Consider the following 14,628-nt stretch of genomic DNA (forward strand, 5'->3'; position numbering starts at 1 on the left):
GCAGGTCAGGCCGCGGGCGGCCCGACCGTGATGTTCAGCGGGGCCAGGCCCTCGATGGTGACGACCATGGCGTCGCCCTCGACCACGGCGCCGACGCCGGCCGGAGTGCCGGTGTAGATCAGGTCGCCCGGCTCGATGCGGTAGAGGCCCGAGAGGTAGGCGACGATGTCGGCCACCGGCCAGATCAGGTCGGCGAGGTCGGCCTGCTGCTTGGTCTCACCGTTCACCGTCAGCTTGATCTCGCCTTTGGTCGGATCAAAGCCTTCACCGGCCTTCTGGATCAGGCCCAGCGGCGAGGACTGCTCGACGTTCTTCCCGGTGTCCCAGGGGCGGCCCTGGGCGCGGGCTTCCAGCTGCAGGTCGCGGCGGGTCATGTCGAGACCGGTGGCGTAGCCCCAGACGTGGTCGAGCGCGTCTTCAACGGCGATGTCGCGGCCGGTCTTGCCGATGGCGACGACCAGTTCGGCCTCGTAGTGGAAGTCCTTGGTCTTCTGCGGATAGGCGATCGTCGCGCCGTCCGGCACGACCGTCTCGGCCCAGGCGGTGAAGAAGAACGGCGGCTCGCGATCGGGATCGCGGCCCATCTCGCGGGCGTGGGCGGCGTAGTTGCGGCCGACGCAGAAAATGCGGCGAACCGGGAACTGCTCGCCGGTGGAGGTGGCGGCCAGGACCGGCGCCTGGGGTTCGAAGATCAGGCTCACAGGTTTTCTTCCTTGTAGAGGTTCAGCTTTTCCTGGCAGGCCTTGTCGGAGTAGCCGAACAGGACGAGCTGGCTTTGGGCCTTGAAACGGACCGTCTTCCACGACGGGACGACGAGGATCTCGCGGGGGGCAAGGGCGATGGTCTCGCCCTCGACGACCGCCTCGCCCTCACCTTCCACGACCACGAAGATCGTGCCGTCGGTCGAGCGGCGATCCCGGGTCTCGAACCCGGCCGGCATCAGCCGCACATGCGCCGAGATGGTCGACATGATCGGCCCGCCGTTGACGGGGTTGAGGAACTCCAGCGCGTGGCCCAGATGCGGATCGATCTCCGCCCCCTTGGCCATGGCGTCCAGCGCCGGCCGCCACTCCGCATAGGGATAATGGAACAGCGGCTGGTGGGCCGGGCGGCGGTCGGCCGTATGCCCCTTGAGCGGACGCATGTTGCGGCCGTAGCGGTTGAGGCTGTCGCCGGCCGGGACCTGCTCGGGAAACTGGTCCTCGCTATAACCTTCGGCGAAGCTGGCGTCGAAGTGGCGGACCGTGGGGATGTCCAGCCCGTCGAGCCAGATCATCGGCTTGGCCGTCGGGTTGCCGTGGTCGTGCCACTGGCCGCCCGGGGTCAAAACGAGATCGAAGGGCCGCATCACGGCTTTCTCGCCGTCCACCGAGGTGTAGGCGTCCTCGCCTTCCAGCACGAAGCGCAGCGCGCACTGGGCGTGGCGGTGGGCGGGCGCGATCTCGCCCGGCAGGATCAGCTGCAGGCCGGCGTAGAGGCTCGGCGTGATGCTCGACAATCCGCCGAGCCCCGGGTTTTCCAGGATCAGCACACGCCTTTCGGCCTGCTTGGCGCTGATCAGGTCGCCGGCCCGCATCAGGTAGTCCCGGGCGCTGTCATAGGACCACTTGTGGACCTTGGCCGGCGAGTCCGGCTGGGGCAGCACCAGGGCGCTCAACTTCTCCCAGAGCGGATAGAGGCCTTCCGGCTCCATCTGCTCGTACAGCGCCTCGAGCTGGCTGCGCTGGTCGTTGCGAAGCACCGTCTCCATCAGGCGGCTCCCGGCAGGCCGACGTGCAGCAGGCCGCCTTCCAGCTTCACCGGGAAGGTGCGCACGGCCACCGAGCACGGCGCGCCGACGGCGGCGCCGGTCTTGACGTTGAACGTGCCCTGGTGGAGCGGGCACTCGATCAGCTCGCCGTCGAGGAAGCCGTCGGCGAGGCTGGCCGCGCCGTGGGTGCAGAGGTCGGCGGTGGCGTAGTACTCGCCGTCGACGGCGTAGAGGGCCACTTTCAGGCCGCCCACATTGGCGGCGGCGACGCCGAACTCTTCCAGGTCGGACGGGGGAACGGCGGGCGCCCAGGTCAGCGCCGCGTTGTCGATGACGTCGGTCATACGGGGTACACCAAGCTGTTGGGGAGCATTTCGGAGTCGAAGACCACCACGCGCTCGGCGAAGCGCAGGCGGCCTTCGTCGGCCACGATCAGGTCGTGGCAGACCGCCGACAGGACGATCTCCGAAGGCTTGTCGATCAGGGTCTGGACGAGCAGCAGGTTGTGGCGCGTGCGCACCCCGCCGTTCTCCTCTCCGACGATCCGGGGAGCCGTCGGGAAGCGGCGGTAGTAGCGCGGCGCATACATCTGGGTGCGGGTCAGGCCCGTCACCCGGTCCTTCAGCATGCCGCGGCTTTCGGCCTGCATGGTGCTGAGGGTGTAGCCGGCCTCGAAGTTCTCGCGCGGGATCACCCGATAGAGGCAGTCCTGTGTGAAGAACTCGGGCCAGTCGTGCAGCCGCACCTCGTCCAGGGTTGCGTAGTAGTCGTCATAGAGGTCGCGGATCGCATCACGCGTGATCGCGGCCGGACGGCCGATCAGGGTCGTGCTCACAGGCCCATCACCTTTCGCCAGTAGCGGTACATGCCGCGCACGGCCGTCTCGGTGACCTGGTGGTCGGTGCTCTCGATGGCCCGCCCGCCCATCTGCAGGATCATGTGCGCGTCGGGAGACGGCGTGGCGCCCTGCTGGGTCATCTCCAGCACCTCGCCGTCGTCGGCCGAGACGAAGCCGGCCGGGCCGAAAAGGTTGGCCTGGCGCGTGCGGCGCAGGCGCATCTCCGGCGTGTCGTCGGCGTAGCACCAGTGGGTCCAGTGGAAGTCGAACCCGTCCGGCCCCTTGGGCACGATCTGCCGCGTGGTCAGCGAATTGACCTGCTGTTGCAGGATCACGCTGGGGAAGATGGTGATCATCCCCACGGTCTCTTCGCCCGGGAACTCCTGCACCACGTCCATGACGCGGGGATCCTCGAGCACCAGGTCGCCCTGGAAGTTGCGGATGTCGGCCATGGCCTCGGTCTTTTCCTGCTCGCCCTTGCGCGAGATCAGGATGCCGTGGCGGCCCTCGTCGTCGATATCGACCGCCGACTTCTGGTCGGCGCGGAACAGGCCGAAGGTGGCGAAGAACACGTGCAGCAGGCCCGCGTGGTACGGGTCCTTGATGTTCTCCTGCATCTGCTTCCAGTTGGCCGGAATGTGCTGGCGGTTGTAGCCCAGTACCTCGAGCTTCCGGCCGTCATAGACGCGCGTGTAGTGCTTCCAGAACTTCTCGCCGAGATAGTCGCGGAAGGCCGGGGTCTCTTCGGAGAAGGTGGCCCACACGACGCCGTTGACTTCCTCGATGCGCAGCTTGGTCAGGCCGTTCTGCGCAAGATCGAAGTCGGCCGGCATGCCGCCCTGGCGCTTGACGCCCCGGCGGAACGGCACGCCCTGCAGGTCGCCGTTCAGCGCGTACGACCACTGGTGATACGGGCAGATCAGTTCTTCGGAATGGCCGAAGCGCGCCTGGCAGAACTTCACGCCCTTGTGGGCGCAGCGGTTCTCGACGACCGAGATCTCGTTCTCGGCGCTGCGCACCATGACGACCGGACGCTCGCCGAGGGTGGCGGTCTTCCAGTCGCCGACATTGGGGATTTCGCACTCCAGGCCGACGTACAGCCAGTGCGGGCCGTACCAGATCTTGCGCAGTTCCTCGGCGTAGATCTCGGGGTCCGAATAGACCCAGTACGGAACGGCGGCGTCCGCATCGACGGGCCACAGGCGGCCTTCCGGGGGGCGAACGGGGATGGTCATGGGCAGCTCCCAGACGGTGATCGAACCGGCGATCTCATGTCGCCATTGACCCTCACCCTGTCGTGGGTTTTGATCCATGTCAAATGCATTGCATAATATGCAACGCGAGAGGAAGCACACGCCATGGAACAACGCATCGTCGTAGTCGGCGCCGGACATGCCGGCGGAGCCGCCGCCATCACCTTGAGGGAATTGGGTTTTTCGGGATCGATCACGCTGGTCGGCGAGGAAGCCGAGCATCCGTACGAGCGGCCCAGCCTGTCCAAGGAGTACCTGTCGGGCAAGGACGCCGCCCCCGTCTACCTCGCCGAGGAATCCCGCTGGGCCGAGCTGGGCGTCGACCTGCGGCTAGGAGTCGCGGCCGCTTCGATCGACCGTGAAAGCCGCACCGTGATGCTCTCGGATGGAAGCGCCCTGCCCTATGACCAGCTGATCCTGGCCACCGGCGGCGCGCCCCGAGAGCTGCCCTTCCCGGCCCATCCCAGGATCTTCCCGCTGCGCACCACGGGCGACGCCAAGGCCATCGCGGCGGCGGCGAAGCCCGGCGGCCGCGCCGTGGTGATCGGCGGCGGGGTGATCGGGCTGGAGACGGCCTCGACGCTTCAGGAGCTCGGCCTCACGGCCATCGTCATCGAGGCGGGAGAGCGCCTTCTAGGCCGTAATGTGCCGGGCGACGCCGCCGGCTGGCTGGCCGCCGCCCACGCCCGGGTCGGGGTTGAGATTCGCCTCGGCCGTTCGGTGGCCGCCATCGAGCCGGGCGACGAGGCGCTAATCCTGCGGCTCGACGACGGCGCGACGCTGGAGGCCGACCTCGTGGTCGTCGGCATCGGCATCGTGCCGCGCGCGGGCCTGGCCGAGGCCGCCGGCCTGCCGGTCGGCGCGGGCGTGCTGGTCGAAGAGACCTACCGCTCGATCGGCGACGAGCACGTCTACGCCATCGGGGACCTAGCCCTGCGCCGGTTCGGCGACGCGGCCGCGCCGCAGCGGATGGAGACCTGGGCCCACGCGCAAAGCTCGGCCCGAGCGGCGGCCCTGGCGATCCTGGGTCAACCGGCGGAAGCGGAACCCGCCCCGTGGTTCTGGACCGCCCAGTGCGGCCACAACCTTCAGATCCTGGGCGATCCGGCCGCCGGCGACACGGTGGTGGCGCGCGGCGAGGCCGTGAGGCTCTACCTGCGCGACGGGGTGCTGGTGGGGGCCGCGTGCCTGGACCAGCCGCGCGATTTCGCCTCGGCCCGCAGGCTGATCGGCAAGGTGCTGAAGGCGGACCTGGCGGGGGATCCTGGGACGGACCTGCGCAGGGCGGCGGCTTAGGCCGCCTAACCCGCTTCCCGATCCTCGCGAGGGCGGGGAGCCAAGCCGCCTCGGGGACACCGCAGGGCCATAGCGACCCCCGCGGACTCGGCTTGGGTCCCCGCCTTCGCGGGGAAACTCGGATTAGGGGTCAGACCGCCGGGCGGCGGCCGCCGATGGTGGTCGTCACCTGGTCGCAGACGGCGGCCAGGGCCTGGCGGACCTCGTCGTCGCGGTCGGGCACGAAGGCGTCGGTGGCCAGGACCGTGGCGGTGACGACAGCCTCGCCCTGCAGGTCGAAGATCGGCAGGGCCGTGGCCCGCAGCCCCGGGATCAGCGAGCCGCTGATGGCCGAGTAGCCGGTCTGGCGCACCCTTTGGCGCAAAGCCTCGACGTCGACGGGCGCGAGGCCGCGCTCGGCCTGCGTCTCGCGCTCGACCATGTGGCGGGTGTGGCTTTCGGGACGGAAGGCCAGGAACACGTGGCCCGTGGCCGACCGCAACAGCGGCAACGATGAGCCGACCATCAGCGAGGTGGCCACGGGCGGCGAGCCCATGGCCCAGCGCACGACGATCGGGCCGCTCGGCCCCAAGGCGGCGATCTGCACCGTGCGGCCGGTCTCGCGCGAAAAGGCCGTGATGGCCTCGTCGGCCTCGCGGAAGGCGTCGACCCGCGCCAGGGCGCCCAGACCCAGGCGCAGGGCGCCGGGGCCCAGATCGTAACGGCCGGTCGCCGCGTCCTGCCTGGCCATGCCCGAAGCGACCAGGCTGGCGAGATAACGGTGAGCCTGCGAGGCCGAAAGGTCCGAGGCCTGGGCGATCACGCCCAGGGCGGCCGGGCCGTCCAGCGTCGCCAGCACGTCCAGCACCCGCAGGCCGATGCCGACCGACTGGATGCCTGAACGCTGCTTGGAATCCTGGTCGGTCACTGGCTGGGTCCTGCGCTGGGAAGCGATTGAACCCGATGATGAAACGCCGAGACCCCGACTCGCAAGGCGTCGGGGCCCCTTAGGTGTTCATAGATGCGAGACGCTCGCAGAAACTACTTCGCCAGCGGGACCCGCATCGCCAGGACCTCGCGGCTGCGGCGGGTGATGCCGTAGAGCATGCCCTTGTCGCTTTCGTCCCAATCGATCGCCTGGCCCTCGGCCTCCATGCCGATGGTGTCGAGGTGGTCGAGCACCCCGCCGCCCATCGGCAGCTGCATGACATAGAGCTCAGGCAAATCGTGGCCGCTGAGATAGAGGCGGCCGTCCGGGCCCCAGCCGCCGCCGGAGATGCTCATCGGCTTGATCTTCTCCAGCACGCTGGCCGGCAAGGCCCAGGCCTCGAGCCGCCGCCACTGGTCGTCGAACTTCACCAGCGTGGTGTGGCGGTGGTCGCGCGGGGGCTCGCCGCCCTTGGCGTCGTAGTTGGCGAACATCGCCCACCAGGCGCCGTCATGACGATCGACCCAGGTGATCGAGCCCGTACCCAGGCCCAGGGAGATGCTGCGCTTGTGGGCCAGGGTCATCGGATCGAAGATCTCGACCGTGCTGACATGCGGCGTGGCGGGGAAGTTGGAGCTGGCGCAGACCAGCTCCCTGGCGATCACCGCGCACGAATTGATGTGCGGAAAGCGGGCCTTGTCGCCGGTCCACTCGGCGCGCTTCTCGCCGGTCTTCTTGTCGAAGCGGACGATGCGCCAGTTGCTGACCGAATAGACGTCGTTCGGTCCGGCGGCGGCGCCCTGGCTGGCGCCGGCGTCGTAGCGGCGGATTGTTTCGGCCTTGCGGGCCGGAGCGGAGGCCGCGGGAGCCTCGGCCTGCATGGCCAGGGCCGCGATGAGTTCCAGGATCATGATCGGTCTCCCTGCCCTCTATCCTAGAAGCTGACCGCCGCGCCGACCCAGTAGGTGCGGCCGTAATTGGCCCATTCCTGAAGGTAGCCGCGCCCCGGGCCGGTGACTTCCTGGCGGCCGGTGTTGGAGAGGTTCTGCCCCTCGACGAACACGGTGTAGTGGTCGGCGAAGCGCCAGGACAGGCTGGCGTCGAACACGTGGCGGCCCTTCCAGTACTGGTCGGAATTGGGGTTGGCGTCGTTGATCGTCTCCAGCTGGCCGCCGATGTAGTTGTGCGAGATCCGGGCCTCGAACGGGCCGCGCTGGTAGTAGATCGACTCGTTGGTGGTGATCTCGGGCTGCTGGAACAGGCCCGTGACGCGCGGGCCGGCCGAGGTCAGGAACGTGAACTCGGTGTCCAGCCAGGTGATGTTGCCGTTGAAGCCGAAGCCGTCGAACGGCGCGGGCAGGAAGGTGAAGGCCTGCTGCACGGCGAACTCGACGCCGTTGATCTTGGCCGTCTCGGCGTTGCGCGGCGTGGAGACCAGCACGGTTTCGGGGCCACGACCGACGTCCAGCGTCTCGGTCGAGCTCAGCGTGAAGATCTCGTTCTTGATGTCCTTGCTGAACACCGCCAGCGAGACCATGCCGTCGGTCGGATAGAACTCGACCGACAGGTCCAGGCCCTTGCTCTCGCGGGCCTTCAGACCGGGATTGCCGCGCGACAGGGTCGGCTGGCTGCCGTCGAAGTTCAGCGTCTCGGTGGCGGCCAGCGAGCCGTAGTCCGGGCGGCCGATGGTGTTGGTCCAGGCGGCGCGGACGATCCAGTTCTCGGCCGGCTTCCACTGCACGTGAACGCTGGGCAGCCAGTTGTCGTAAGAGCCCTCGTTGCTGGTCGGGGTCAGCACGCCGCCGGTGTTGCGGATGGCGCTGGACGAGACCTTGGTGTGCTCGTAGCGCAGGCCGCCCAGCACGGTGACGTCGCCGAACGTGTAGCTGGCCTGGGCGTAGCCGGCGTAGATGTCCTCGTCGACGCCGTAGTTGCCGGTGGGCGCCGTGACCGTGGTGGTGAAGCGGTCGCGGTTGGCCTTGAAGAAGGCCATGGCCTCGGCCGCGCCGATGCGCGGGTTCAGACGGTAGCGGCCGGCGATCAGTTGGTCGGGACCGGCGGTGTCGACCTCGGCCAGGGTGTAGGTGAAGCCCGTTCCGGCGCGATAGTTGACCTGGCTGCTGGTGAAGTCGCGCTTGGTCGAGCGCAGCACGCCGCCGACCTTGGCCTTCCAGGCGCCGTCGTCGTCGAAGGCCAGGTTGAAGCGGGCCTGGCTGGTCTTCTCGTCGGTCTTGGTCAGGGCGTCGCGGTGCTGTTGCAGCACATAGTTGGCCGGGTTGCGCATCGCCGCCTCGTTGGTCGAGGTGAAGATCGGGAACAGCGGGTTCGAGGTATCGTAGGTGAAGCCGTAGTTGGCGCCCTGGGCGTCGACGGTGCGGAACTCGACCGAGTGGTTGGGCACCTCAAGGCCCGCCTGCGAGTAGACGAGGTCGCCGTCGAGCTTCCACTGCGGGGCGAAGCTCCAGGCGAAGCCGGTGCGGGCCATGCCGATCTCGCGCTTGGTGATCGGCTGGTTCAGCTGGATGATGCCGCGGCCGCGGGCGAAGCTGCCGCTGGTGGCGGTCTGATTGGCGACGTTGCCCAGCGGCTCGATGCGGTACTCGATGCGCTCTTCGTCGTCCTCCATGCGCGAGAACAGCGCCGAGGCCTCCCAGCGGAAGTCGTCGGTGGGGCGGTACTCGACCTTGCCGTTCACGCCGCTGCGCTGCTTGGTGTTGTTGTACCAGAACAGGCGCAGCTGGGTCGGCACCTGGATGCCGTTGCCATTGGCGGCGCCCGACAGCACCGGCGCGCCGGCGGCGGTGTATTCGCGCACGCTGGGATCGGCGGCCTCGACCTGCGGGATGTCGTAGTCGAGCTGCTCGTGCGAGGCGCCGATGACCACGCCCCACTGGTCTTCCGAACCGAAGGTGCGGCCGGCGGCGAAGGCCAGACGGTAGGACGGCTTGTCGTTGCGCACGTCGCCGTGACGCTCGTAGCTGCCGTAGGAGGCCATGCCGTTGAAGAACGGCCGGCCGGCGTCGAAGGCGCTGCGGGTGGTGACGTTGATGACGCCGCCGATGGCGTTGCCGTCGTTCTCGGGCGTGACGGTCTTGATGACTTCCAGGCGGCCGGCCATCACCGAGGGCACGATGTCCATCGGCACGGTGCGGCCGCTCTCGTCGACCGAGGCCACCAGGGCGCCGTCGATGGTGGTGCGGTTGTAGGTCGAGCGCAGGCCGCGGATGACCGGGAAGCGCGGCTCGCCCTGGTCTTCCATCACCGAGATGCCGGGGATGCGGCGCAGGGCGGCGGCGGTGTTGTGGTCGGGCAGCTTGCCGATGTCGTCGGCCGAGACGACGTCCGACACCACGAAGGCGTCGCGCTTGACGGCGATGGCGGCGCGCTGGGCTTCGCGCTGGCCGGTGACGATCACCTCTTCGACGGCGCTGGGCGCCTCGTCCTCGGCGGCGTGGGCGATGAGTGGCGCCGACAGGGCGCTGGTGGCGAGCAGGCCGGCGATCAGGCGGCTGGCGGCGTACGGCTTGGACATCGGGACCCCTCTTGCAAACGCGAGGGGCGCTTAGGGCCACGCCATGACACGGGCGCTACATTTGGATGTCAGCCGGAAACACGAAAGACGACAATGCGGTGACGTCGCACGCCTGGGCAGCCTGGAAACCGCTTTCCGTAAGGGTCACGCGCTGCTGGAGCGAGCGTGGCCCGGCGGCATCGGTCCCAGCCCATTTTTTGCCGGAAGAGAGCGCCGCCCGCCGAGCGCACAACCTATTCGCGGCTCCCCGCCCGTGACAGCCCGAGGCTGCACGGCGGGAATCACCACTCGGAGTGGTCTGGAGGACCGGCGCGGGCCGGCCCTCCGAAGGTCTCACCAGCTGTAGCGCAGCGTCGCCGTCACGGTGCGGGCGGAGCCGAAGTAGCAGCTGTTGTTGAACGGACAGGCCGAGATGTGGCGCTTGTCGAACAGGTTGGCCGCGTTCAGCGCCGCGTCCCAGCCCTTCAGCTCGGCGGAGACCACGCCGAGGTCATAGCCGACCAGGGCGTCGACCAGGATGAAGCCGTCGGTGTGGAAGCGCTGGAAGGTGGTGACGTTGTTGATCACCGCATAGGTCGTCGTGCCGTCCGAACCGCCGACATAGCGCAGGCCGCCGCCCAGGCGCAGGCCCGCCGCCGCCCCCGTGGCCCGGCCGGCGCGACCCAGGTCGTAGGAGACGAAGGTCGAGGCGCCCCACTCCGGCACGCCCAGCTGGCGGGTGCCCGTGGTGGTGGGCGTGCCGCTGTTGGTGGCGGTGGCCGCGATGGCCGGCGCGCCCTGGGTGATGATCGCGTCGGTGTAGCTGAGCGCCGCCACCACGTTCAGGCCGCGCGAGACCTCGCCCCGGCCTTCCAGCTCGACGCCGCGCACGCGAACCTCGCCGATCTGGATCTGCGAGTTGGCCGGGATGCCGTTCGTGCCGGCCTGCGGGTCGGCGACCGGAACCTTGCGGCGCTCCAGCTCGTAGGCGGCCAGGGTGAACAGCGCCGAGGTGCCCTTGGGCTGGTACTTCAGACCGGCCTCGAGCTGACGGCCGGTGACGGGCACGAAGGCCTCGCCCTGCCAGGTCGTGCCGGCCTGGGGCTCGAACGATTCAGAATAGCTGACATAGGGCGCCAGGCCCGTGCCCAGCTCGTAGAGACCGCCCAGCCGCATGGTGAAGGCGTTCTGCTCCAGCGTGCTGGAGGTGTTGTTCTTCTTGTTGTCGGTGACCTGCTCGTACCAGTCGTAGCGACCGCTGGCGATCAGTTGCAGGCGGCCGATGGTCATCTGGTCCTGGGCGTAGAGGCCCTTCTGCTCGCGGCGGCTGTAAGTGTTCACATAGGCCGACGACAGGACCGTCAGGTCCATGCTCGGCAGCGTGCCGCCATAGGTCGGCGCGAACAGCGACAGGTTGGGGATGCTGGTCAGCGGATTGCTGGTCTGGCCGGTGTTGAACTGCTGGACGTTCTCGCCGGTGATCTTCTGATAGTCGAAGCCGGCCAGCACCTGGTGCTTGACCGCGCCGGTCTCGAAGCGAGCGCTGACCTGGTTGTCGAGGGTGAGGGTGTCGAAGTCCTCGTCGGCGCCGCCGCCGCCGCGGATGATCGTCGAGTAGTCGGTGTTGCGGGCCGCGCCCACGCCGGTGGTGGCGAAGCCGCCCACATAGAGCTGGCGGTAGGACAGCTTGTTGTTCTGGAAGCGGGCGTTCGAGCGGAAGGTCAGGTGCTCGTTGAAGTCGTGGCGGAAGAAGGCCGCCACCGACCCGGCCTTGTGGTCGTAGCGCTCATAGCCCGGATCGCCGGTGTTGATCTCGCGCGGCAGCTTGCCGAACGGGTTGGGCAGCACCGAGCCATAGGCCGGAACGCCCGAATAGCCGCCGCCGCTGGGCGAGCGCTGGTAGGCGCCCACCAGCGTCAGGCTGGTGTCGGCCGTCGGCTCGAACGTCACCATCGGGCTGACGTGATAGCGCTCGCTGAAGGTGCCGTCGGTCATGCCGTCACCCTTCTGCCAGCCTGCCAAGACGCGACCGAGCCACTTGCCCTGGCTGTCGAGCGGGGCGTTGACGTCCACAGCCGCGCGGCGGGTGTCGAAGTTGCCAAGCTGGCCTTCGATGCGTCCGAAGCTGCCCTCCTCCGGCAGCTTGCTGGCCAGGTTCACGAGGCCGCCGGGCGTGGAGTTGCCGTAGAGCACCGAGGCCGGACCCTTGACGATGTCGATGTGGTCGATCCGGTTGAAGTCGATCTGCGGCGTCGAATACGGTCCGGCGATCAGGCGCATGCCGTCCAGGAACACGCCCGGCGCGAAGCCGCGCACGACCAGCTGGTCATAGCGGGTGACCATGCCGCCGCGCTGGTTGGGCGAGACGCCGGCGACGAAGCCCAAAGCCTGGTTGATCGACTGCACGTTGCGGCGCGAAAGCTCGTCGCCGTCGATGACGGTGATGCTCTGCGGCGTCTCGATCAGGGCTGTCTCGGTCTTGGTGCCGGCGGCGGCGCGGCGCGCCTTCAGGCCGGTAACCTCGACCCGCTCGACGGTGTTGGAGTCGTTATCGGCATCCTCGGCCCAGGCGGCGGTCGCACCCATCCCCTGCAGGGCCGCCGCGGCGGCGACGGTCATGGCCAGCCCTCGCAAGACCCCGGCGTTGGCGTTCGCGCCACGCGCGGTTTTGGAACGGATGACCATGAGGACTCCTCGTCAAGATAGTCGATGGGATTGATAATGAGTTGCAACTATCGAAACGAGTTGTTAGGCGCAAGCCAACTTTCGGAGGTTGCGTGAACAACGATCGATCAGCGAAACAGGCGGCGGTGTGGCCCGTCGTGGCGCGGATGACCGCCCGCGCCCTCACCGCCCTGTTTGGCGGCTACGCGGCCGCCGCGGCCCTGGCTTCGCTGCTGGCCCGCCTGCTGCCGATCGCGCCGGCCGAAGCCTCGGCCTGGGGTATGATCCTGTCGTTCCTGGTCTTCGCGGGCCTTGCCCTGTGGGCCTTCCACGAACGGCGCCTTACGATCGTGGCGGCCGCTATCTGGGGCTCGGCGCTGATCGCCGGCGCGGCGGTTGTGCTGATGGGAGCCCGAGCGTGAACGTGCGCCCGACCTTCCCCGCCCCTGCCCCGCCGGCTCGCGCCCTGCGCCAGTCGATGGCCTGGATCCATGCGTGGCTCGGCCTGCTGGCCGGCTGGATCCTGTTCGCCATGTTCCTGACCGGCACGGCCAGCTACTTCCGCCCGGAGATCACCCAGTGGATGCAGCCGGAGCTGCGCTCGGCCTCGGTGCCCGCCGAGCAGGCCGCCCAGGCCGCGATCGCCCACATGCAGGCGACCACGCCCGACGACCAGCAGTGGTTCATCTATCTGCCCGACGACCGCACGGCCGTGACCCGGGTGTTCGCCCGGGCCAAGCCCAATCCCGAAAAGCCGCCGGCCCGTCGTCCGGAACTGAAGCTGGACCCGGCCACCGGCCAGTCGCTGGAGGCCCGCGACACGCGCGGCGGCGAGCACTTCTATCGCTTTCACTTCCAGCTCCAGATTCCGCACCCGTGGGGTCGCTGGCTGGCCGGGGTCTGCGCGATGTTCATGCTGGCGGCGATCGTCTCGGGCGTGATCACCCACAAGCGGATCTTCGTGGACTTCTTCACCCTGCGCTGGAGCAAGGGCCAGCGCAGCTGGCTGGACGCGCACAACGCCTCGGCGGTGCTGGCGCTGCCGTTCCACGCCATGATCACCTACACCGGCCTGATCACGCTGGTGGCGATGTACATGCCCTGGCCGGTGAAGGCCAATTTCGACAAGCCCGACGCCTTCACGGCCGCCGCCTACGGCGCGCCGGCCGAGGCCAAGGCCACGGGAACGCCCGCGCCGCTGCTGCCGGTCGGCCCGATGATCGAGGCGGCCGGACGGGCCTGGAGCGGCGACGCCCCGCGCACGGTGGTCATCCGCAATCCGGGCGACGCGGCCTCGACCGTCACCCTGCTGCGCGCCACGGCCGGCCGGCTGAACGCGCGGCCGGACTCGATCACCTTCTCCGGCGCGACCGGCAAGGAGCTGTCGCGCTCGCCCTCGCCGGGCCCGGCGATCGCCACGGCCGGCGTGATGCTGGGCCTGCATCTGGGCCATTTCGCCGGACCCGCCCTGCGCTGGGTCTATTTCTTCCTCGGCCTGACGGGCGCGGCCATGGTCGGGACGGGCCTCGTGCTCTGGGTGGTCAAGCGCCGCAAGCCGAACGCCGCGCCGTTCTTCGGGCTGAAGCTGGTCGAGCGGCTGAACATCGGCGCCATCGCCTGCCTGCCCAGCGGCATGGCCGCCTACCTGCTGGCCAATCGCCTGATCCCCGCCGACCTGCCCGGCCGCGCGGAGCTGGAGGTCAAGGCGATGTTCTGGACCTGGTTCGGCCTGGCCGTGGTCTCGCTGCTGCGTCCGGCCCGCCGCGCCTGGATCGAGACCCTGGGCCTGGCCACCGTGGCCTTCGCCGCCCTGCCGGTGGTCAACGCCTTGACGACCGATCGCGGACTGGTCGCCAGCCTGCGCACCGGCGACTGGCTGTTCGCCGGCTTCGACCTGGCCATGCTGGCCATCGCCGCGCTGTGCGGCCTGGCCGCCCTGAAGGCCTCGGCCAAGCCCAAGCCGCCCAAGAAAGCCGCTCGCGCGACGGCGCCCGTCAAGGCAAGCCCCGCCCCGGCGCCGGCAAGGGAGAACGTCGATGCCCTATGAGAGCGGCCTGATCAGCTTCGCGGCCTTCACCTGCCTGGCGCTGTCGATGAAGAAGCACAGGTCCGGCCTGGAGCCGTTGGCGCTGCCCTCGCCGGGCGTGCTGCGGGTGCTGGGCTGGGGACTGCTGGCGCTGTCGGCCGGCGTGGCCGTGTTCCGGCTGGGCGGCGCGCTGGGCGTCACCAGCTGGATCGGCCAGATGTGCGTGGCGGCCGCCCTGCTGGTGCTGCTGATGTCCTGGCGACCCCGCGCCGCGACGGTGCTGGCGGGGGTCGGCCTGATCTGCACGCCGTTCCTGGCGTTTCTCTAGCCCCTGACGGGCCAAGGCGACGCGCGGATCTGGCCGCGCGTCGCCGGCTCGCGGT

12 protein-coding genes and 1 pseudogene are annotated in these 14,628 nt (G+C 69.1%); 4 read left to right on the forward strand and 9 right to left on the reverse strand.

All coding sequences use genetic code 11. The features are described 5' to 3' along the window. Positions 1-5: 5 nt before the first annotated feature. The 5 genes from P7A99_RS00405 to P7A99_RS00425 are packed head-to-tail and all read right to left on the reverse strand — an operon-like array spanning position 6 to position 3,823. Entirely contained in the window at positions 6-701 is a 696-nt protein-coding gene (locus tag P7A99_RS00405; RefSeq protein WP_277791980.1) for a fumarylacetoacetate hydrolase family protein, read from the reverse strand. Next, positions 698-1,750, reverse strand: a complete 1,053-nt coding sequence (gene gtdA / locus P7A99_RS00410) for a gentisate 1,2-dioxygenase (protein ID WP_277791981.1) — start codon at positions 1,748-1,750, stop codon at positions 698-700. The genes P7A99_RS00405 and gtdA overlap by 4 nt, the downstream gene beginning before the upstream one ends. Next, the gene (locus P7A99_RS00415) at positions 1,750-2,094 is read right to left on the reverse strand and encodes a non-heme iron oxygenase ferredoxin subunit (protein ID WP_277791982.1); all 345 of its coding nucleotides are present in this window, start codon (positions 2,092-2,094) and stop codon (positions 1,750-1,752) included. The genes gtdA and P7A99_RS00415 overlap by 1 nt, the downstream gene beginning before the upstream one ends. Continuing rightward, the gene (locus P7A99_RS00420) at positions 2,091-2,585 is read right to left on the reverse strand and encodes an aromatic-ring-hydroxylating dioxygenase subunit beta (protein WP_277791983.1); all 495 of its coding nucleotides are present in this window, start codon (positions 2,583-2,585) and stop codon (positions 2,091-2,093) included. The genes P7A99_RS00415 and P7A99_RS00420 overlap by 4 nt, the downstream gene beginning before the upstream one ends. Next, positions 2,582-3,823 (reverse strand): aromatic ring-hydroxylating dioxygenase subunit alpha, encoded by a 1,242-nt coding sequence (locus P7A99_RS00425; RefSeq protein ID WP_277791984.1) that lies wholly within the window; start codon positions 3,821-3,823, stop codon positions 2,582-2,584. Before P7A99_RS00425 ends, P7A99_RS00420 begins: the two co-directional genes overlap by 4 nt. 123 nt (positions 3,824-3,946) lie before the next feature. Between P7A99_RS00425 and P7A99_RS00430 the strand changes: the two genes are divergently transcribed. Continuing rightward, positions 3,947-5,137 carry an NAD(P)/FAD-dependent oxidoreductase gene (locus P7A99_RS00430; protein ID WP_277791985.1) on the forward strand — a complete coding sequence of 397 codons (1,191 nt, stop codon included), beginning with the start codon at positions 3,947-3,949 and terminating at the stop codon, positions 5,135-5,137. A 130-nt stretch (positions 5,138-5,267) separates the two neighbouring features. On the opposite strand, the gene P7A99_RS00435 is transcribed toward P7A99_RS00430, so the two are convergent. The 4 genes and pseudogenes from P7A99_RS00435 to P7A99_RS00450 all read right to left on the reverse strand — a co-directional run bounded on the left by P7A99_RS00435 (position 5,268) and on the right by P7A99_RS00450 (position 12,174). Beyond that, the gene (locus P7A99_RS00435; protein ID WP_277791986.1) at positions 5,268-6,044 is read right to left on the reverse strand and encodes an IclR family transcriptional regulator; all 777 of its coding nucleotides are present in this window, start codon (positions 6,042-6,044) and stop codon (positions 5,268-5,270) included. Between the two features lie 113 nt (positions 6,045-6,157). Next, positions 6,158-6,955 carry a hypothetical protein gene (locus P7A99_RS00440; RefSeq protein WP_277791987.1) on the reverse strand — a complete coding sequence of 266 codons (798 nt, stop codon included), beginning with the start codon at positions 6,953-6,955 and terminating at the stop codon, positions 6,158-6,160. A gap of 23 nt (positions 6,956-6,978) precedes the next feature. After that, positions 6,979-9,549 (reverse strand): annotated as a pseudogene (locus P7A99_RS00445) (TonB-dependent receptor); the annotation flags it as partial. 360 nt (positions 9,550-9,909) lie between these two features. Beyond that, positions 9,910-12,174, reverse strand: a complete 2,265-nt coding sequence (locus tag P7A99_RS00450) for a TonB-dependent siderophore receptor (RefSeq protein WP_277791988.1) — start codon at positions 12,172-12,174, stop codon at positions 9,910-9,912. A gap of 158 nt (positions 12,175-12,332) precedes the next feature. Here P7A99_RS00450 and P7A99_RS00455 point away from each other — a divergent pair, with 158 nt between their 5' ends. The 3 genes from P7A99_RS00455 to P7A99_RS00465 are packed head-to-tail and all read left to right on the forward strand — an operon-like array spanning position 12,333 to position 14,573. After that, the gene (locus P7A99_RS00455) at positions 12,333-12,641 is read left to right on the forward strand and encodes a hypothetical protein (protein WP_277791989.1); all 309 of its coding nucleotides are present in this window, start codon (positions 12,333-12,335) and stop codon (positions 12,639-12,641) included. After that, complete coding sequence (locus tag P7A99_RS00460; protein WP_277791990.1) at positions 12,638-14,266, forward strand: PepSY-associated TM helix domain-containing protein; 1,629 nt, start codon at positions 12,638-12,640, stop codon at positions 14,264-14,266. Before P7A99_RS00455 ends, P7A99_RS00460 begins: the two co-directional genes overlap by 4 nt. Continuing rightward, positions 14,256-14,573, forward strand: coding sequence for a DUF3325 domain-containing protein (locus P7A99_RS00465; protein WP_277791991.1), 318 nt, complete (start codon positions 14,256-14,258; stop codon positions 14,571-14,573). Before P7A99_RS00460 ends, P7A99_RS00465 begins: the two co-directional genes overlap by 11 nt. Positions 14,574-14,628: the final 55 nt, after the last annotated feature.

This window comes from Caulobacter endophyticus (assembly GCF_029543245.1).
In the GTDB taxonomy this organism is placed as follows: domain Bacteria; phylum Pseudomonadota; class Alphaproteobacteria; order Caulobacterales; family Caulobacteraceae; genus Caulobacter; species Caulobacter endophyticus_A.